The sequence below is a fragment of the Alphaproteobacteria bacterium LSUCC0719 genome, assembly GCA_040839025.1.
In the GTDB taxonomy this organism is placed as follows: Bacteria; Pseudomonadota; Alphaproteobacteria; order Puniceispirillales; family Puniceispirillaceae; genus UBA8309.
Genome location: JBFPJN010000001.1, coordinates 361,315 through 379,243, shown reverse-complemented (window position 1 = coordinate 379,243; position 17,929 = coordinate 361,315). Strand labels below are relative to the sequence as shown.

Genomic DNA, 17,929 nt, shown 5'->3' with positions numbered 1-17,929 from the left:
CCTTCATGAATTCATTTTCCTCACCAGGCCACATTGCCGAATTGATTGGAAAGCTGCCGCAGCCGGATGGTGTGGCACGGGCCAGCGCCGCTGCGCGCCAGGACCAACTGACCAAACCGCCGGGCTCGCTTGGCAAACTTGAACAGCTGGCGCTGTGGATGGCGGCCTGGCAAAGGACTGACAGACCCCAGATCACCAATGGCAAATGCCTTGTCTTTGCTGGCAACCACGGTGTCGTCAAGCAGGGGATCAGCCCGTTCCCGCAGGAAGTCACCCAGCAGATGGTGTGGAATTTCGAGGCTGGCGGAGCCGCAATCAACCAGCTTTGCGAGACCGCAGGACTGGAACTGAGTGTCACCGCACTCGATCTTGGCCGTCCCACCGTCGATTTCACAACGGCGCCTGCCATGGACCCTGACGAGGTTCTGCATGCGATGAATGTTGGCGCTGCCGCCATTGGCGAGACATGCGATTATCTGATTGTCGGCGAAATGGGCATTGGCAACACCACTGCCGCTGCCGCCATCTGCATGGCCAGATTCGGCGGTGATGCCGGTGGCTGGGTCGGGCCGGGCACAGGTCTCGACCCGGCGGGCGTCAGCCACAAGGCAATGATTGTTCAGGCGGCCATCGACCGACATGGCGACAAGGTAACCGATTGCGTCAGTCTTCTTGCCGCCTGTGGTGGCCGTGAACTGGCGGCAATTGCGGGCGCTGTCCTCGAGGCACGACTGCGCAGCATCCCTGTCATGCTTGACGGGTTCATTTCGTCCGCCGCCGCCGCCGCACTGACGATTGGCAAAAGGCTGGATGTTCTGGATCACTGCATGATTTCGCATCTGTCTGCGGAGCCGGGACATATTCGCCTTGCTTCCGCCCTGCGGATGCAGCCGCTGCTCGACCTGCGGATGCGACTTGGCGAGGCAAGCGGTGCCGCGGTGGCGACATTGCTGGTCCGCGCTGCGACGGCGGCCCATAATGGCATGGCGACCTTTGCCGAGGCAGGCGTCAGCAAAGAAACATGACACTGGACAGGGAAATGGACAGGGATAGGGACAGGGCACCGTCGCAATCCCCGTTCGGCGACTGCGCCGCGGCGTTTTTACTTCTCAGCCGCATTCCAACCGGCTGGTACAGGTTTCCTGCCGAACGCCCTCCCAATTTCACATCGGCACTCTGGGCCTTTCCCCTCGTCGGGCTTGTCATTGGCGGCGCGGGTGGCGCCATCCTGGTGACTGGCGCGGCCCTTGGTCTGCCGCCGCTGGCCAGCGCGTCACTGGCGCTTCTTGGCCTTGCCTTGCTGTCAGGTGCCATGCATGAGGACGGGCTGGCCGACATGGCAGACGGGTTTGGCGGTGGTCGGGACAGCAACGACATCATCCGGATCATGCATGACAGCCGCATCGGGGCCTATGGTGTGCTGGCGCTGATCCTTGCGACCGCTCTCAGACTTTCGCTGCTGGCTCTGAGCCTTGAGGTGCTGGCAGGTTGGCATCTGGTCGGTTTCATGGCGATGATCGGGGCGGCGAGCCGGTTTCAGCCGGTATTGCAGCTATCGGTCTATTCCGTCAGCCCGCATGCCAGCCTGGCTGCCCTGACCGGGCGCACCAGCATTACAAGGCTGATTGTCGCGCTGTTCCTGTGGGCACCTGCCATGATCTGGATTTTGGGGCTGTTGCCGACGGCCTGTATTGCGCTGCCGGCATGCGCCCTCAGCCTGTGGATTGGCCGGGTGGCGACACGCAAAATTGACGGCCTGACGGGTGATGTGATGGGCGCAACAACCCTGTGCGGCGAGATCATGATGTTGATCAGTTGGGCGTCGGTTGGCGCGATGCTGCCGGCATGACATCACATCCGGAAATTTGTGAAATCTTTTTTGTTCGCCATGCACCGGTGGTCAAGCAACGCAATCATGTGCCGCCTCATGACCCGCCGATTGAGCCGCACCGGTTTGATGTAACGCCGCTTGTCAGCCAGCTTCCGACAGCTGCAGATTGGCATGTATCGCCCTTGCGGCGGGCGCAGCAGACAGCACAATTGCTGGCCCCTGCACTGGCGCCGGCAGTGATGTCAGACTCCCCGCACCTCGTCGAGATGGATTTCGGGATCTGGCACGACAGACCGGTGGCCGAGATTTGGGATCAGATCAAGGATGGGCCACTTCACAACTGGGCCTTTCTGACCGCCGACCTGACTGCGCCACAGGGCGAGTCCTTTGCCGCGCTGACCGACCGTGTCGCGGGATGGATGCGCGAAGTTGAAGCGGCGTTCACGCCCACTCCAAGGATCGTTATCACCCATGCCGGCGTGATACGGGCGGCGATGGCACTGGCGCTGGCCGCACCGCTGGATCATGTGGTCGGTGTGCCGGTACCGCATTTCGGCGTTCTGAAACTGACCCTGATGGACCCGGAACGCGCCACCGCTGCCGGTGGCGCCTGGCTTTTCGGGGGGCTGACCGATCCCGGAATCACCTGACCGGATTATGACCGGACAATGGCCGGACGGGACTAGCTGTTGAGATGCCGGACCCCGCGAGGATCAATCCAGCCAATCGAGCCATCCTCGCGCCGATGCACGACATTCAGCCCGAAATGCGCGGCATTTCTGAACATCAGCATTGGCGCTTCGCTAAGTTCAAGCTTCATCACCGCCTGCTCGACCGTCAGCATCTCGATGTCATAGGCAAGTTCGGCAACCACGGCTGGCATATCGTCATTTTCCGCGCCATCCTCGATCTGGTCGGCACCGGCATAAATCATCATGGTTGCGGGCAGGACGTCATCCTCTTCCGCCGGTGTGACCGCACCACGATGATTCTTCAGCCGTCTCTTGTGCCGACGAAGCCGTTTCTCGGCATGTTCGATCGCGGCCTCCAGCGCCGCATGGGCGTCATGCGCAAACCCTGTCGCCTCGAGTTCCATTCGTCGAGACAGGGCAACACGGGTCTTTACCCGAAATCCGGAATCAGCCTTTTCCAGGGTCACATGGCCACTCACCGCACGATCAAAATATTTTTCGACGACACTGTTCAACGCCGTTTCGGCATGTGTCTGAAACGCCGAACCGGTATCCATGTTTTTTCCTGAAACGCTGATATTCATATCTGTCTCCCTTCCGAGCGGACGTTATGGCGGCACCGGAGTGGCCATAGGCCTTGGGGGGACCGGCGCAACCTGCTTTCGTGGGCTGCCAGACAGCCCACATGAGCGGAACGCACTGCATCTGCGCCCATCACAAACAATTTTATCTGTTGGGGAGAGCGGACGGGCGCTCCGACACTTAAAGGCTGCCAAGAAAAACAATTTGGCGCAAGCGAAACCGTGCCATCATGCCGCATCTGCCGGAAGATACCGAAGTCCAAGCGACAGACGCCCCGACCCGATGCGATCTACACCATGAAGCGGTCGTGCCTGTTCGCCCTCGCGTTCCGCAAATCCTTCAGCAGACATCAGCACAATGCGGCCTGGCCGGTCATCGATGCGCCGGATCCCGGCCCCCTGACGATCAGTGCAGGTAAAAAGGCGTGACGTGCCGGCAAGTGTGACAATGACCACAATCCCGCGATATCGCCTGCCATCCCGGTGGATACCAATCCCCCGTGACCCCGCCGGATAACGCTGGATTGCAAAATCATTCAGGACAATGTCCGGAGGCAGTGGCGGCGATGTCATCAGGGCACCCGCCTGCCGCAATGTCTTTTCAAGCAAGGTCGCAAGCAGTGCGAAAGTCCCCTCGCGCGGCGCGGGAAAACAGACATCGAAATCCTGAAACACGCTGTTGCCGCGATGTTCAATCTGCGGTGTGGCGGTGCGGTAGGTCTGCTGGCCTGCATAGTCGCCAAGCCGTGCAATTTCGGTGCCCGTCAGAAAGGCCAGGCTTGTCGCCCGGCGCGCCGGCGCCTGCAGCCGTGTCAGGGCGCGTCGCATGGCCATGAGCCGTTGCGGCGTGACGGCAAAATCCAGATCACTCATGAGATCACTCATGATATGCCTCGGACCTGATGAATTCGACAGGCGAGCGGCATTGTGCGCAGACAAGCCCCGGCTTTCGGCGATGGCGTCCAACCTCGAAACATCCTTCGGGACAGCGCATCAGCCACGGTTCAGACGCGAAGTTCAACGTATGGCACCGGGTTGCGCTGCATCCGATCTCACGTGCCTTGCGGCGCCATACCGCATCATGACCATGATGTGGCCCGACCAGCGCATGGGCGATTTCATGAAGAATGGTGTCGCGGATATGGTCTTCCTCGGCATAGCGTACATAGTGACGTGACAGCGAAATTTCCCGCCGACGATAATCACACTGACCGGCACGCCGACGCGCATTGTCGAGCCGCACAGTCCAGCCATCAAGGCCATGTTCGCGCATCAGGCCTGCCGCGGTTTCGAGAGCGCCCTTGAGCGGGCGCGCCGGGGCGCCCACATCATCTGTCCCGCTCTTATCGTGCCTCATGCGTCGCCAGCCATTTGACCACCGAACCGGCTGCGGGAATCCAGGCCAGACCAGCCAGGACAAAGAACAGGAGATCGACCAGAAAATGGATCTCCATGATGAAAGTCGACAGCCACACCATGCCCCCGACATAGATCGCCAGCGCGGGCAGAATGCCAAAGGCCACAGCAAGATGACGCCACCGTTTCATGTCATGTTCCTTCTCGTCATACCGACCAGTCCAAGCCGGCATCATATAGCAGCTTCAGACTCATCACGAAAAGCAGACAGTAGGTCACATCATAGAACAGCTTGTCCGACACGATATCATTCAGCTTCTTACCGAAATACACACCAAGTGGAATAAAGGGGACAAGCATCAAGGACATCATCAGGCTGTCACCGCTGAACAGGCCCAGATCACCATAGAAAGGCAGTTTCGCCACGTTGATGACAAAGAAAAAGACACTCATCGTGCCAACAAAGACCTGACGCGCCAGCCGGTGTGGCAGCAAAAACAACTGCGCCGGGATGCCACCGGCAAACGCAACAAAGCTGGCAAGGCCCGATAGGCCACACCAGCCGATTGCCCGTGGCCAGAGACGGGCCACGATGCGCTGTGCGATTTCCTCGGCAAGTTCAGTCTGGGGCCAGATGCGAAGCCGAAGATAATTCAGCGCCGTCAGCATCCCGATCGTGCCAACCAGCCACAGCAGCATGGCATTGCTGAAATAGTCAAACAGCAGCCACCCTGCCAGCTGACCGGCAAGACCGAAACCGCACATGATCAGGGCAAACCGGCGGTCGATATGTTTCCGCCAGATGTAGAGAACCCAGACGTCAGTGATCAGAAAGATCGGCAACAGCACCCCAAGTGCCGGTTTTGGGGGAAGAACAAAAAGCAGAATGGGCATGCTCATCGTTCCGAGCGCACCGCCAAATCCCGATTTCGAGATCGCCAGCGCCATCACCGACAGGAAACAGATCGCCCAGAACAGAACCGGTGTTGCCTGCATGGCCTCAAAACCGGGCATAATCACTCCCCCACACCCTTGTGCCGGCTAACCTGCATCCAACTCACTCGCCACGAAGGCGCTGCGCGCGCCCCTCGCGAAAGGCAATGTAGGACACCGCGCTGAGAACCACCAGCGCACCGATGATCGTCGACAGCACTGGAATTTCGTCAAACAGCGTGATGCCGAACAGTATGACGAACAGCAGCTGGACATATTTGCCCGTCTGCGCCGCCCACATCGGCCCCTGAAAAGATTTCATCAATGTCATATGTCCAAGCGTCGCCGCCGTACCGATGGCCACAATGCCAACCCAGTTCATGGCCGACATGGGCTGCCAGAACAGCATCGCGGGTACCGCGGTGGCGACCGCAATGCCTGCCGACAGCGCAATGATGATGACATTGTCGCCATGATGTGCCTTCAGGGATTTCGCAATCAGGTCGGACACCGCAAACAGGGGGGCGGTCAGCAGCACCGCGACTGTGCCAAGATTGATCTCGGCAAATCCGGGCTTGATGATCACCATTGCGCCAACAAAGGAAATCAGGATTGCCAGCAGCCGCCGCATCTTCAACCCCTCGCCGAAATAGATGGCAGCCCCAATTGTGGCATAGACCGGCCCGAGATTGAGCAGGGCATTCACCTCGGCAAGGGGAATACGCATGATGCTGTAGAACCAGAACAGCACCGCCAGCGAATGGCAGACAGACCGCACCACCAGCATTTTCCAGCTTGCCCTGACGCTGGTTCCACCAAGCGTTCTGGCAACAAGGGGCAGCAGCAGCATAATGCCGAAGACATAGCGCAGGAACACAGTCTGGACAGGTGGCAAATCCGTCAGGAACAGCTTTACCGAAACCATCACCAGAGCAAACAGCAGACAGCTGAGAACCATCCAGGCGAGTGTCCGGCGCACCTCGGTGGCAGGACCGTCGGATCGGGTCAGAATGGTCATGCAGACCGGCTTTCATTCCAGTACAGGGGGCCACCGCGGAATGCCGGAAACCCGACACCAAAAATACAGGCCGCATCCGCCATATCAGCGGAATCCACCACCCCCTCGGCAACCGCGGCGCGGCATTCGGCAACCAGCGGCGCCAGCAATTCGACGGCAATGTCGTCAAGCTCGGCCTCGGCATATACCCCGCGCGGCCTGACAGCCTTCTTGCCATCCCATTGATAGAACCCGGACCCCGTCTTGCGCCCCAGATTGCCAGCCTCGATCAATTCCGTCAGTGCTGCGGCGGCGTTGTCTGAGATTCCGATGACCCGGCCGGCATCAAGACAGACATCAAGCCCAACCTGATCACACAGTTCAATCGGCCCCATCGGCATGCCGAACATCACCAGCGCCTGATCAAGCTTGTCCGGGTCCGCCCCGTCCAACATGACCTCGATCGCGCGGAACATGTAGGGCAGCAGTGCCCGGTTGACTAGAAAACCGGGTGATGACTTGCACCTTACCGGCTGCTTCTTCATCGCCCCACAGGCAAACATCGCCCGGCTGACGAAATCCTGACGGCTGGCATCGGTGTAGACGATCTCGACAAGGGGCAGCACCGGCACAGGATTGAAGAAATGCATACCGATCAGACGTGTTGGATCGGCCAGCGCGCTGCCTATCTGTTCCAGGGGAATTGCCGAGGTGTTGGTTGCCATGATGGCGTCAGGCTTCATCACGGCCTCGGCGGCGACAAAGACCTTCTGTTTGACATCAAGCCGCTCGGCGACAGCCTCGATCACCAGATCTGCATCCTTCAGTCCCACGCCATCCGGATCGGCCGTCAGACGGCCAAGCGTGTCGGCAACGCGCTGCGGATCTTTCAGTCGCCGCTCATACAGGGCACGCGCCCGATCAACAGCCCCGTCGATGACAGCCCTGTCCAGATCCTGCAAGGTAACCGCAAATCCGGACATCGCCGCAACAGCGGCGATATCACCGCCCATCGTTCCGGCCCCGATGACATGGATGCGGGTTATGTCCGCCTCTCCCCGAGCGCCCTTCTTGACCGCGTCATTCAACTGGAAGGTCCGTCGCAACCCTGCGGAAGCAGGCGTCATCATAAGTTGAGAAAACAGTTTCGTTTCATTTTTCAATATATTGTTTTTACTTAAATCATCTACTGAAAAATGGTCTAGAATGGCAAAGGGAGCTGGCATGTTCCGAGGCGTGGTTCTGAGCATCAGCCTGGCCCGTTCATCCTCGATCATCGCCGCCAGATCCCCGGTTGCCGGTGGTGCCGCACGGGCAATCCTGCCGGCAATGGCGTCGCGCGCGGCCTGTTCCAGACCGTCTCGATCAGCCACCAGATGATCGATCGCCCCGGCATCCCGCGCGGCGCGCGCCTTCAATGGGCGGCCATGCAGGACAAGCTGAAGAGCGGCTTCCGGCCCCATTCTCTCGCAAGCCCGGGCCGACCCGCCATAGCCCGGAAGCAGGCCAAGGTTGATTTCCGGAAACCCGACCTGGCACGCCGAATCGTCTATGGCGATGATATGCTCAAAGGCCAGCGCAAGCTCCAGCCCGCCCCCGACGCAGATACCATCGATCAGGATCACCGTCGGGCAGGCAAGATCCTCTATTTTCTGAAAGCATTCCAGAACCCCGGCAATATGCGCCTCGACATCATGGCGTGTTTCCAGACCGGCGAATTCATTGATGTCAGCGCCAAAAATAAAGCCTCGCGACTTGCCGGACCGGAACACAAAACCCTGCGGCGACCCTGCATCCAGACTGTCAATGATCGAGAACAGCTCGGCCATTACCGCATGTGACAGCACATTTGCCGACCGTCCCTTTACATCAATGGTCACCCAGGCAATGCCAGCCTCGTCATGGGTCAGATCGAAATGCTCATAGGATGTCATGCAAGCCTCCCGCGGTGGCGGAAATCGAAAACAACGTCTGGGATGGTATCACGGGCGGAACACATCTGATGGATCTTGTGGCGTATCTTGGCACGAACAGCCCGGTGGCGTCACTCGGCACGTTGGTGGTCCAGACGAGAGACAGCCGCCACAAGGAGAGCCTCCACACTGTCATGAATCTCCAGATTTGCCAGCTGTTTTTGTGCAATGGTCTGGTCTGATCCACCATCGCCTTCGAATGTGTCGCTGTGACGCGCCAGCAACCAGACGGGCAGACCAAGCTGCCGCGCCGCGGCGATCTTGGCAAAACTGGCCTCACCACCTGAATTCTTGCAACACAGAAGCGTGATGTCAGCCTCGATGAATTGTCTGCGCTCGGCCTCGACACTTGTCGATGGCAAGGCATTGATGAAAGTCACATTGTCAGGCGCGACGCGGCCCTCGACATTCAGCGCCCGCGCGAGCAAGGCGATATCACGCCGCTGCATGAAAATTTCGATGGATTGTGTGCCGCCGGCCAGAAATACCCGGCTGCCGGCAGGGATGGCATCCGCCATGTCCTGCCAGCTGGTAAAGCTGCGCCAGTCATCCCCCTCCAGCGGCTGCCAGGGGGGACGCTCGAACCGCAGCAGGGGAATTCCTGTGCCCGCTGAGGCAAGGCGTGCATTGCGGCTGATATGCCTAGCAAAGGGATGGGTGACATCGATCAGCAGATCGATGGCATGATCACGACAGAAGGTGGCCAGACCATCCGCGCCGCCAAACCCGCCATTGATGGTTGCGACCGGCAGCGCTGCCGGGTTCGGCGTGGCCCCGGCCAGCGAGGCGGTGATGGCAAATCTGCCATCGGCAACAAGCCGGTCAATGACCGCGCGCGCCTCTGCCGTGCCGGCAAGGACAAGCGTTTTCACCTTCTGCCGGGTCATTCCCCGACCCCGTCGGCAAGCCTGCCAGCCCGGCCAAGCATCTCACCATCACGCCCGACTATCACCACTTCGACATCCATTGGCGCGCCCTGAAGCTGGGCCAACGCCGTATCCCGGGCCGCCTCTGCCACAGCGGTGGCAAGTTTCGCACGCTGGATGCTGTCCACCATCCCGGACACCTCAAGGACGGAATTCGCACCTGCAACGCGGTCATGATCAAATCCGAAGACCTCCGCCATTCCGGCAAGCGCGGCAAAATCCACCTGCGAGCGGGCGGAATGCAGATCGGTGGCACCTTGGGCAAGCTTCACCATCTTGCCGAAGCCACCAAGGATCGACAGGTTGGGAACCGGATTGCGGCGCATATATTTCAACATGCCGCCAACGAAATCACCCATGTCGATCAGGGCGATATCCGGCAGATTGTACCGGGCCCGCCCCCAGCCTTCGGAGGTCGCGCCCGTTGATCCCATCACATGGGGCAGATCATTGGCCCGCGCCACATCTATGCCGCGATGGATCGAGGCAATCCAGGCTGAACAGGAAAACGGTCTGACCACGCCGGTGGTGCCAAGGATTGAAATGCCGCCTTCGATCCCAAGCCGTGGGTTCCAGGTCTTCAGCGCGATCGCGTCTCCACCGGGCACGGAAATCTCGATTTCAACATCGCGCGGTCCCTGCAGGGCGCTGGCAAGCTCGTCAATGGCCTCGCGCATCATCCGGCGTGGCACCGGGTTGATGGCAGGCTCGCCAACCGGCACCGGAAGACCGGCCTTGGTGACCACCCCGACCCCGTCGCCGCCGTGGAAGCTGATCCCCGTTCCCTTCGCACCGGCCCTGACGGTGGCACGGATCAGCGCGCCATGCGTCACATCGGGGTCATCACCGGCATCCTTGACGATGCCGGCACGAAACCACAGCCCAGTTGCCGCGTCATCGGCGGCATTGCCGGTGGCCTTGTCAGCCACCTCAAGATCGGCGTTTTTGCCGCTTGGCGTGACAATTGTGACGCGATCAGGAAATTTCCCTGTCACCATCGCCGTGTAGGCTGCATTGACAGCGGCGGTGGCACAGGTGCCCGTGGTCCAGCCAAAGCGGAGTGTGGTCTCTAGCGTTGTCTTCCGCGTTGCGGGACGGCTCATGGATCAGACACCTGTCGGGTTTTGTTGGCGCGGTGGCAGGAATAACCGGACTGGTCTTGAAAACCTGCCGCTGCTAGAATTCGACTTTCAGATTAGTACCGAAAATTCAGAATATCATCCACCATTCACCGGGCAGACAAGATGTCAGACGCACCAACCACGTCTCAGCAGCGCGATCAGGGCATCCTGCCCCGCCTCGACGCGCGCGACTGGCCGGAATTCCAGCCGGGCTGGGTATGGATGACGGGTGGTGGTCCGGGGGATCCCGGCCTGATCACACTGCATGCGTTGAATGCCCTGCAGCAGGCAGACGTCATTGTTTACGATGCGCTGGTCGATCCGGCCCTGTTACACTGGGCACGTGCCGACGCGCAGGTTGAATATGCCGGCAAACGTGGCGGCAAACCATCGCCAAGCCAGCGTGATATTTCGCTTCGCCTTATCGAGCTTGCCCGCCAGAATCTGCGGGTGCTGAGGCTGAAGGGAGGCGATCCGTTCGTGTTTGGTCGCGGCGGCGAGGAAGCCCAGACATTGGTCAAGGCAGGGATCAGGCTGCGGGTCATCCCCGGAATCTCGGCTGGTATTGGCGGCCTTGCCTATGCCGGCATTCCGGTGACGCACCGCGACGTCAACCAGTCCGTGACCTTCCTGTCCGGGCATGACAAAACCGGACTGACGCCGTCGGCCATAGACTGGCAGGGGCTTGGCAGCAGCGCCCAGGTGATTGTGATGTATATGGCAATCAAGCATATGCCTGACATCTGTGCCCGCCTGATTGCCGCCGGCCGTGCCCCGGATGAGCCTGTCGCCATCGTCCAGAACGCCACCCGTGAAGATATGCAGGTGCTTGAGACAACGCTTTCCAGGGCACCCCGGGACATTACCGACAGCGGCATAGGTGCGCCATCCATTGTCTGTGTCGGTCGTGTCGTGTTGATGCGCCAGTGCCTGGACTGGCTTGGCCAGATGGCCGGTGAACCGGTGCGCAATGAAGACCCGCTTGGCGTGCGGACAATGTCGGACACGGCGTAATGGCGTCGCGGGCGCTGGTTGTCGGCGGCCTGACCTCCGGCAGTGGCAAGACAATGCTGACATTGGGGCTGCTGCGGGCGCTGGCGCGGGCCGGACATTCGATCAGCGCTGCCAAGACCGGCCCCGACTATATCGACAGCGCGTTTCTCGGCGCTGCTGCGCTTTCCCCTTCGGTCACTCTCGACAGCCACGCGATGCCACCGCCGATGATCCGTCATCTTGCGGTCACCCGGCCAGGCGAGCTGCTGATCATTGAAGGCGTCATGGGTCTGTTCGACGGCACCGATGGCGGCAGTGGCAGCACAGCACAACTGGCAGCGACCCTTGGCGCGCCAATCCTGCTTGTTCTTGACGCCCGCCATCAGGGGCAGACGGCGGCGGCGCTTGCCGCCGGCATCAGAAGTCAGCTTCCTGCGGAAACAACCCTTGCCGGGGTCGTGCTGAACCGTGTCGCCTCACCTCGCCATGAAGCGCTGATCGTCGAAGCTCTGTTGCAACGTGGCATTCCGCATCTCGGCAGCCTTTCGATGACACCCTCGATAGCGGTGCCGTCACGCCACCTTGGACTTGTGCAGGCGGCAGATCTTGCCGCAAATGATGACCTTGAACCCCTGATCGAGTCAGCTGCCGCGCTTGTCGAGTCGTCGCTGGAGATTGATGCCATCATAGCCGCGGCAGGACCGTTACCGGACGCACCACCCCTGCCCCGTCCCACCGCACCCGGCCAGCGCATTGCCATTGCCCGTGATGTCGCCTTCGGTTTTGCCTATACCCACATGCTGGAGGGATGGCGTGGCGCCGGTGCCGAAATCATTCCCTTCTCGCCACTGGCAGATGAAACGCCTGATACCGATGCCGATTTCATATTTCTTCCCGGCGGATATCCCGAACTTCACCTGCCGACCCTTGCCGCCGCCCGACAATTTCACCAAGGTCTGTCTCTGGCGGCATCTCGCGGTGTTCGGATCTATGGTGAATGCGGGGGGTTCATGACGCTTGGCAGGACCATCATCGATGCTGACGGCACGTCATACCCAATGGCTGGCCTGCTTCACCTCGAGACAAGCTTCGCCGCACGCAAACTGCATCTTGGCTACCGCAGCCTGACGCCACTGGTCGATATCTGGCCGCATTCAAGCACCATTACCGGGCATGAATTTCACTACACAACAGCGACCACAGCGCAGGGCCCACCGCTATTCCAGATGCAGGATGCGGCCGGCCGGGATCTTGGCACCGCCGGATTGGCAGAGGGTTCGGTCTGCGGGTCATACGCGCATATCATCGCCTGAACCGCATCCGGTCACGACCGCCTAGGCTTCATCCATGTCGGAACCAGCATCAGCCACGCGCCCGCGCTTTGGCCGCAGGATATGCGCATGCGCGGCGTCATACAGCGCGCTGTCCCGAAATTCATCATTCTGCGCCAGTCCGCGCCCCACGAAGATCAACGCGGTGCGGGTGATTTTTTCGGCCTGTACCGCCTGACGCACTGTCGACAATGTGGCATGGATGTAGGATTCATCCGGCCAGCCGACGCGGTAGGCGACAATCACCGGGCAGTCCGCCCCGTAATGGGGGGTCAGATCACGTTCGATCTGGCGAAGGTTGCGGATCGACAGATGGATGGCAAGGGTCGCCCCGGTCCTGCCAAGGCTGCTCAGCTCCTCACCAGCCGGCATCGCCGAGGATTTCATCGCGGTGCGCGTGAGGATCAGCGTCTGCGTCACTTCAGGCACCGTCAGTTCAATTCCCAGTCCGGCGGCGGCGGCGGCATAGGCCGACACGCCCGGCACAATCTGATAGTCGATCGCAAGCGCCTTCAACCGCCTGATCTGTTCGGCTATCGCGCCATAGAGGGACGGATCACCGGAATGCACGCGCGCCACGTCCTGACCGGCCTCGTGCGCCTGGCGTATCTCGTCAATGATATCATCAAGTGTCAGCGACGCGGTATCGACCACCCGCGCCGTATCCGGCGCCGCGGCGACAACCGCCTCCGGCACCAGCGATCCGGCATACAGGCAAAGTTGGCATCGTTCGATCAGCCGCAGGCCGCGAACGGTGATCAGTTCCGGGTCACCCGGTCCGGCACCAATGAAAAAGACCGTCATGATGATGGCTCCGCTGCGTTGCTGTCTGCGTCGAGATGCTTGGCATAGCCGCGTGGTGTATAAACCGCCGCACCACGACCAAGATCAAGCTGTCTTGATGTGCTGGCCCCCACCATCACGGTGGTCAGCATGTCCACCTCGTCGATATCGAGACTTTCCAGTGTACGATAACGAATGGCCTCGTCAGGACGACCAAGGTTTGACGCCAGAACCACCGGCACATCGCCGCCGCGATAATGCATCAGAATATCCCGCGCCGCGGCCAGTTGGGTTCGGCGGCGTTGCGAAACAGGGTTGTAGAACGCCACCACGAAGTCCCCGGCCCCCGCGGCATGGATCCGCTTTTCGATCTGCGCCCACGGTGTCAGCAGGTCGGACAGGGAGATCGCACAGAAATCATGTCCAAGAATCGCCCCGGACCGTGCCGCTGCCGCCTGCAGCGCCGAAATGCCCGGTGCGCTTACAACATTGACACGGCGGGCCGCTTCGGACACACCGCCCTGGTCTTCGGCCCGGTCAAGAAGTTCATAGACAAGCGCCCCCATGGCATAAATTCCGGCATCACCCGAACAGATGATGGCCACATCCTTGCCGGTCGCGGCTTCCTCAAGGGCATAGCGACAGCGCGCCTCCTCCTCGCCAAGCTTGAAATCACGGCGCGGAATATGGGCCACGTTGGCACCAAGAAGATCGATATAGAGCCCATATCCAACCAATTCGTCCGCGCCAAGCACCATCTGCGATGCCTCGGGCGTCCGCCAAGCAGATTGTCCGGGGCCGATACCGACAAGCATCACCCGACCAGGCTTTCGACCCGGCATCCGTGACAGATGAACCGGCGATGGTGCCAGCGCCAGTGCCATGGTGGCTTGGCGCGACTTGGCCTTTGGATGGATCAGAACACCGGCGTCCCCGGCCGCCGCCAGCGCGGCCGCCTCGGCCACACCGGGAATGCCGATTTCCTCCTGCACCGCCGGCGATGGGTTTTCAAGCCGCGGTGCCTGTGCGGCCAGACTGTCACGGTCAAACACCCGCAATGGCACGGCAAGCATGTCTGCCAGCGCGTGCAATGCCGGTTCATCTGCTTTTAGATCGACACTGAAAAGACCGGCAATGGCCGCCGCGTTGATATCCGCCCGTGCCAGTTCCTGCATCACCAGATCAATCAACTCATCCGCCGGACAGCCACGTGCGCAGCCAACGCCAAGCATCACATCCTGCGGGCAATAGACAAGCTCGTTCTCCGCCGGTATCTGCTGGCGCCGTGTCACCGTCAGCACCACGGCATCGCCGCGCGGCACGTGCTGGAACCATTCCTTCAGCCCGTCAACACAGTCACCATCAATGAATGCCCCGTCGCCGGCCAGCAATTGCGGCATCACACGATGCGCAGCAGCAGCATTTGCCAGCCGCCAGCCCTGCGGCGGCTCGTCAAGTGACACTTGCCATCGCCCGTCACCCGCTGTCGTCATGGCCAGCTCGCCACCAAGCCGTTCCGCAACCCGCCGTGCCAGCGTAATGGCACCATGATGTCCGCCGACGAGGGGAACAACGACCCGCCCGCACTCCGCCACCGCAATGACCGGCGCATCCGTACTTTTATGCTTCAGATGCGGTGCCACTGCGCGGATCAGAATGCCGGCAGCACATATGCCGATGATCGGACGTCCACTGCAGAACAGATCGGCAATATGAAGCCTGGCCTTGCCAAAATGATGCGGTGCCTGCGGACAGCGCACCGCATGACCATGGATGTCGGCATCAAGCGCCTTTGCCAGCTTGCCGGCAAGCAGCAAGCCCGCCTGCGACAGGCACAGAATGACCGGTCGCGCGGTTGATGGCGGGGTCAGCCGATCCATGGATCATCTCCCTTGTAGATCAGGATCATCGAAAAATAGGGGGCTTCGTCAGGGGCCTTTGCAAGGGGCAGCGCCTGCTGGTGCGGTAACGAGGCATGGCTTGTATACAAGGCCGAATCGGCAAGCCCAAGACGGTGTAACAGGGCGCGCAAACGCGGCATATGGCGTCCGACCTTCATGATCGCAACCGCATCGGCGGCCTTGATCGCCGCTGCCAGATGATCATCATCCATCGTGCCGGGCAGAACACTCAGAACATCGCTTCGCGCCACCAGCGGGCGGGCCTGCGCGGCAGCACAGGCGGACAGGCTTGTCACCCCGGGGACAATCTCCACCGGATAGCTGTCACGCAGCCTGACAAGAAGGTACATGAAAGACCCATAGAACAGCGGATCCCCCTCGCACAGCACCACGACGTCCCGGCCCGCCGCCAGATGGCCGGCGATGGTTTCAGCCGCATCATCATAGATCGTCTGCGCGGGTGCCCGTCCAGGGCGCATCGGCACAATCATCGGTATTTCGATGGCATCCGGTGATATGGCGTCGGCAACAATAGCGCGCGCAAAGGAGGCGCCTGTATCTGGCGCGGGATAGGCGACAACACCAGCAGATTCCACCAGTGCCCAGGCCCGGCGCGTTACCAGCTGCGGATCACCGGGGCCAGTGCCAACGCCGATCAGACGTCCTGTGTTCATGTCATATCCACCGGTTTGTGCCAGCACCATTGCGTGACCGGCATCAAGGGTCTCCAGCCATGAAACCCGCCAACCGGGTCGGCGTGATGGACCGAAAGCCGTGTCAGGTCGCCACCTGATTGCTGCCAGGCCGCAACAAGCATTGTTTCACTTTCGATGGTTACCGCATGCGCCACCAGCACACCGCCGGGCCGCAGCGCCGATTGCGCCGCCGCAACAACCGCCGGTGCCAGCCCCCCACCAATGAAAACGGCATCGGGCCTTGCCAGCCCGGCCAGCACATCCACCGCATCACCGGCCACCGGTTCCAATCCTGTCACACCATGACGCGCCGCGTTGGCAACAGCCCGGTCAAGCTGGGTGTTATTGCGATCAATGGCAAAGGCCCGCCCAGAACCGGCCAGACGCAGAAAATCTATGGCAATGGCACCCGACCCGGTGCCGATATCCCACAACACGGCTCCAGGGAAAGGCGCCAGCTTGGCCAGCGCGCTGGCGCGCGCGTCTCTTTTGGTCAGCTTGCCGTCATTGTCGAAACTTGCGTCAGGCGCGGCTAAACCAAACCCAGACGCCACTGTGTCCGGGCAGTCAACGCCGATGATATGAAAGTCCGGTACATTGTCGTCTGTCCAGCTGTCGGCGCGGCCGTCACGCCGCCATTCATCAGCCCCCCCAAGATGCGCCAGAACATGAAGATTCGCCATGCCATAGCCCTTGGCTGTCAGCACTTCGGCGACCCTGGCAGGGCTGTTGCCATCCTGCGCAATGACAAGCAAACGGGCCCGTGGATACAGCTGACCAACCAACCTGTCGATCGGCCGGCCATGGATGGATACCACCTCGCATCTGGCCAGCGGCCATCCAAGTCGCGCTGCGGCAAGCTGCATGCCCGACACCGCCGGTATCACATCACACCCATCTGGCCCCAGTTCGCGAACCAGGCTGGCACCGGCGCCGAACCACATCGGGTCACCCGTAGCAAGAAGCACAAGTGATTTATCAGAGTTATCTTTCAATATATTGAAAATATGTAAAAATGGTGTTGGCCAATCCTGAATTTCAGGACCATCCGGAAGGTCGGCGTGAAATCTGGGCGCGGCGATAATCATATCCATCCCGGCCAGACGCGATCGCAGTTTTTCCGGCAGCGCCGCCACCCCGCCCTCGTCAACACCGATGACAAGCGGCCTTGCCATCACCCGGACGCCCCTGCGCAGGACAGCGCCAGCGCATTCACCACGGCTGATGCCATTGCCGAGCCACCACGCGTACCGTGAATGGCAAAGAACGGCACCTGTGAGACATGATCCTGCAGCGCCTGTTTGCTCTCGGCTGCACCGACAAACCCCACCGGACATCCAATGATCGCGGCCGGACGGGGGCCGCCTTGCGAGACCAGCTCAAGACACCGAAACAGCGCTGTGGGCGCATTGCCAACCACAATCAGCGCACCTGCCATATCCTGTCCCCAGAGATCGACCGCAGCGGCGGACCGTGTTGTCTTCAGTTCGCCTGCCAGCGCCGGCACCTCCGGGGCGTTCAATGTTACCCGTACATCATTGTTCGCAGGTAGAAATCGCCGTGTGATGCCACTGGCGACCATTGCACAGTCACAGAACAGGGGCGCGCCTGCCAGCAGCGAAGCCGTCGCGCTGGTAACGAAATCATCCGACGCCGCCATGTCTGCAACGATATCCGGCATGCCACAGGCATGAACAACCCGCACTGCCACGTCACCAAGATCTGCAGGAACCCCGTCAAGCGAGATCTGTTCGCGGACAATAGCGAATGAGGTCTCGTAGATCGCCTGCGGGTCTTTCAGATAAGGTTCCATCAG

General features: G+C 60.7%; 19 protein-coding genes. 5 read left to right on the top strand and 14 right to left on the bottom strand.

Features of this window, described 5'->3' with window-relative positions; genetic code table 11:
- Positions 1-5 precede the first annotated feature (5 nt).
- The 3 genes from cobT to AB3X55_01785 are packed head-to-tail and all read left to right on the top strand — an operon-like array spanning position 6 to position 2,481.
- Complete coding sequence (cobT, locus tag AB3X55_01795; protein MEX0502312.1) at positions 6-1,025, top strand: nicotinate-nucleotide--dimethylbenzimidazole phosphoribosyltransferase; 1,020 nt, start codon at positions 6-8, stop codon at positions 1,023-1,025.
- The gene (locus AB3X55_01790) at positions 1,022-1,849 is read left to right on the top strand and encodes an adenosylcobinamide-GDP ribazoletransferase (protein ID MEX0502311.1); all 828 of its coding nucleotides are present in this window, start codon (positions 1,022-1,024) and stop codon (positions 1,847-1,849) included. The genes cobT and AB3X55_01790 overlap by 4 nt, the downstream gene beginning before the upstream one ends.
- Positions 1,846-2,481, top strand: a complete 636-nt coding sequence (locus tag AB3X55_01785) for a histidine phosphatase family protein (protein ID MEX0502310.1) — start codon at positions 1,846-1,848, stop codon at positions 2,479-2,481. The genes AB3X55_01790 and AB3X55_01785 overlap by 4 nt, the downstream gene beginning before the upstream one ends.
- A 32-nt stretch (positions 2,482-2,513) precedes the next feature.
- On the opposite strand, the gene raiA is transcribed toward AB3X55_01785, so the two are convergent.
- The 9 genes from raiA to AB3X55_01740 form a co-directional block, all read right to left on the bottom strand.
- The gene (gene raiA, locus AB3X55_01780) at positions 2,514-3,107 is read right to left on the bottom strand and encodes a ribosome-associated translation inhibitor RaiA (GenBank protein ID MEX0502309.1); all 594 of its coding nucleotides are present in this window, start codon (positions 3,105-3,107) and stop codon (positions 2,514-2,516) included.
- 225 nt (positions 3,108-3,332) lie between these two features.
- On the bottom strand, positions 3,333-3,989 hold the full coding sequence (locus AB3X55_01775; protein ID MEX0502308.1) for a hypothetical protein: 657 nt from the start codon (positions 3,987-3,989) through the stop codon (positions 3,333-3,335).
- On the bottom strand, positions 3,982-4,461 hold the full coding sequence (locus AB3X55_01770) for a SprT-like domain-containing protein (protein ID MEX0502307.1): 480 nt from the start codon (positions 4,459-4,461) through the stop codon (positions 3,982-3,984). The genes AB3X55_01775 and AB3X55_01770 overlap by 8 nt, the downstream gene beginning before the upstream one ends.
- Positions 4,448-4,651 (bottom strand): DUF2842 domain-containing protein, encoded by a 204-nt coding sequence (locus AB3X55_01765; GenBank protein MEX0502306.1) that lies wholly within the window; start codon positions 4,649-4,651, stop codon positions 4,448-4,450. Before AB3X55_01765 ends, AB3X55_01770 begins: the two co-directional genes overlap by 14 nt.
- Positions 4,652-4,667: 16 nt before the next feature.
- Positions 4,668-5,474: a sulfite exporter TauE/SafE family protein gene (locus AB3X55_01760; protein ID MEX0502305.1), complete on the bottom strand. Its 807-nt coding sequence runs from the start codon at positions 5,472-5,474 to the stop codon at positions 4,668-4,670.
- Positions 5,475-5,517: 43 nt separating this feature from the next.
- Positions 5,518-6,411, bottom strand: coding sequence for a DMT family transporter (locus AB3X55_01755; GenBank protein MEX0502304.1), 894 nt, complete (start codon positions 6,409-6,411; stop codon positions 5,518-5,520).
- Positions 6,408-8,324 (bottom strand): 3-hydroxyacyl-CoA dehydrogenase NAD-binding domain-containing protein, encoded by a 1,917-nt coding sequence (locus AB3X55_01750; protein MEX0502303.1) that lies wholly within the window; start codon positions 8,322-8,324, stop codon positions 6,408-6,410. The genes AB3X55_01755 and AB3X55_01750 overlap by 4 nt, the downstream gene beginning before the upstream one ends.
- Positions 8,325-8,434: 110 nt before the next feature.
- Entirely contained in the window at positions 8,435-9,250 is an 816-nt protein-coding gene (locus AB3X55_01745; GenBank protein ID MEX0502302.1) for a precorrin-6A/cobalt-precorrin-6A reductase, read from the bottom strand.
- Complete coding sequence (locus AB3X55_01740) at positions 9,247-10,392, bottom strand: cobalt-precorrin-5B (C(1))-methyltransferase (GenBank protein MEX0502301.1); 1,146 nt, start codon at positions 10,390-10,392, stop codon at positions 9,247-9,249. Before AB3X55_01740 ends, AB3X55_01745 begins: the two co-directional genes overlap by 4 nt.
- A 240-nt stretch (positions 10,393-10,632) precedes the next feature.
- Between AB3X55_01740 and cobA the strand changes: the two genes are divergently transcribed.
- Positions 10,633-11,424, top strand: coding sequence for a uroporphyrinogen-III C-methyltransferase (gene cobA, locus AB3X55_01735; protein MEX0502300.1), 792 nt, complete (start codon positions 10,633-10,635; stop codon positions 11,422-11,424).
- A complete protein-coding gene (locus tag AB3X55_01730) occupies positions 11,424-12,716 on the top strand; it encodes a cobyrinate a,c-diamide synthase (protein MEX0502299.1) in 1,293 nt (430 codons plus the stop codon). Before cobA ends, AB3X55_01730 begins: the two co-directional genes overlap by 1 nt.
- Positions 12,717-12,737: 21 nt before the next feature.
- Here the strand turns inward: AB3X55_01730 and cobM are convergent, their stop codons facing one another.
- From cobM to AB3X55_01705, 5 genes are read right to left on the bottom strand one after another with little or no spacing between them, the layout of a single operon-like run.
- Positions 12,738-13,538 carry a precorrin-4 C(11)-methyltransferase gene (gene cobM, locus AB3X55_01725; protein MEX0502298.1) on the bottom strand — a complete coding sequence of 267 codons (801 nt, stop codon included), beginning with the start codon at positions 13,536-13,538 and terminating at the stop codon, positions 12,738-12,740.
- Positions 13,535-15,397, bottom strand: coding sequence for a precorrin-3B C(17)-methyltransferase (cobJ, locus tag AB3X55_01720; protein MEX0502297.1), 1,863 nt, complete (start codon positions 15,395-15,397; stop codon positions 13,535-13,537). The genes cobM and cobJ overlap by 4 nt, the downstream gene beginning before the upstream one ends.
- On the bottom strand, positions 15,385-16,092 hold the full coding sequence (gene cobI, locus AB3X55_01715; protein MEX0502296.1) for a precorrin-2 C(20)-methyltransferase: 708 nt from the start codon (positions 16,090-16,092) through the stop codon (positions 15,385-15,387). Before cobI ends, cobJ begins: the two co-directional genes overlap by 13 nt.
- Positions 16,089-17,288 carry a precorrin-6y C5,15-methyltransferase (decarboxylating) subunit CbiE gene (gene cbiE / locus AB3X55_01710; GenBank protein MEX0502295.1) on the bottom strand — a complete coding sequence of 400 codons (1,200 nt, stop codon included), beginning with the start codon at positions 17,286-17,288 and terminating at the stop codon, positions 16,089-16,091. The genes cobI and cbiE overlap by 4 nt, the downstream gene beginning before the upstream one ends.
- Positions 17,288-17,926 (bottom strand): precorrin-8X methylmutase, encoded by a 639-nt coding sequence (locus tag AB3X55_01705; GenBank protein MEX0502294.1) that lies wholly within the window; start codon positions 17,924-17,926, stop codon positions 17,288-17,290. Before AB3X55_01705 ends, cbiE begins: the two co-directional genes overlap by 1 nt.
- Between the last annotated feature and the right edge of the window lie 3 nt (positions 17,927-17,929).

Coding starts and splice junctions, on each gene's coding strand:
- cobT (MEX0502312.1), top strand. CDS start 6: ATGAATTCATTTTCCTCACCAGGCCACATTGCCGAATTGATTGGAAAG.
- AB3X55_01790 (MEX0502311.1), top strand. CDS start 1,022: ATGACACTGGACAGGGAAATGGACAGGGATAGGGACAGGGCACCGTCG.
- AB3X55_01785 (MEX0502310.1), top strand. CDS start 1,846: ATGACATCACATCCGGAAATTTGTGAAATCTTTTTTGTTCGCCATGCA.
- raiA (MEX0502309.1), bottom strand. CDS start 3,107: ATGAATATCAGCGTTTCAGGAAAAAACATGGATACCGGTTCGGCGTTT.
- AB3X55_01775 (MEX0502308.1), bottom strand. CDS start 3,989: ATGAGTGATCTCATGAGTGATCTGGATTTTGCCGTCACGCCGCAACGG.
- AB3X55_01770 (MEX0502307.1), bottom strand. CDS start 4,461: ATGAGGCACGATAAGAGCGGGACAGATGATGTGGGCGCCCCGGCGCGC.
- AB3X55_01765 (MEX0502306.1), bottom strand. CDS start 4,651: ATGAAACGGTGGCGTCATCTTGCTGTGGCCTTTGGCATTCTGCCCGCG.
- AB3X55_01760 (MEX0502305.1), bottom strand. CDS start 5,474: ATGCCCGGTTTTGAGGCCATGCAGGCAACACCGGTTCTGTTCTGGGCG.
- AB3X55_01755 (MEX0502304.1), bottom strand. CDS start 6,411: ATGACCATTCTGACCCGATCCGACGGTCCTGCCACCGAGGTGCGCCGG.
- AB3X55_01750 (MEX0502303.1), bottom strand. CDS start 8,324: ATGACATCCTATGAGCATTTCGATCTGACCCATGACGAGGCTGGCATT.
- AB3X55_01745 (MEX0502302.1), bottom strand. CDS start 9,250: ATGACCCGGCAGAAGGTGAAAACGCTTGTCCTTGCCGGCACGGCAGAG.
- AB3X55_01740 (MEX0502301.1), bottom strand. CDS start 10,392: ATGAGCCGTCCCGCAACGCGGAAGACAACGCTAGAGACCACACTCCGC.
- cobA (MEX0502300.1), top strand. CDS start 10,633: ATGACGGGTGGTGGTCCGGGGGATCCCGGCCTGATCACACTGCATGCG.
- AB3X55_01730 (MEX0502299.1), top strand. CDS start 11,424: ATGGCGTCGCGGGCGCTGGTTGTCGGCGGCCTGACCTCCGGCAGTGGC.
- cobM (MEX0502298.1), bottom strand. CDS start 13,538: ATGACGGTCTTTTTCATTGGTGCCGGACCGGGTGACCCGGAACTGATC.
- cobJ (MEX0502297.1), bottom strand. CDS start 15,397: ATGGATCGGCTGACCCCGCCATCAACCGCGCGACCGGTCATTCTGTGC.
- cobI (MEX0502296.1), bottom strand. CDS start 16,092: ATGAACACAGGACGTCTGATCGGCGTTGGCACTGGCCCCGGTGATCCG.
- cbiE (MEX0502295.1), bottom strand. CDS start 17,288: ATGGCAAGGCCGCTTGTCATCGGTGTTGACGAGGGCGGGGTGGCGGCG.
- AB3X55_01705 (MEX0502294.1), bottom strand. CDS start 17,926: ATGGAACCTTATCTGAAAGACCCGCAGGCGATCTACGAGACCTCATTC.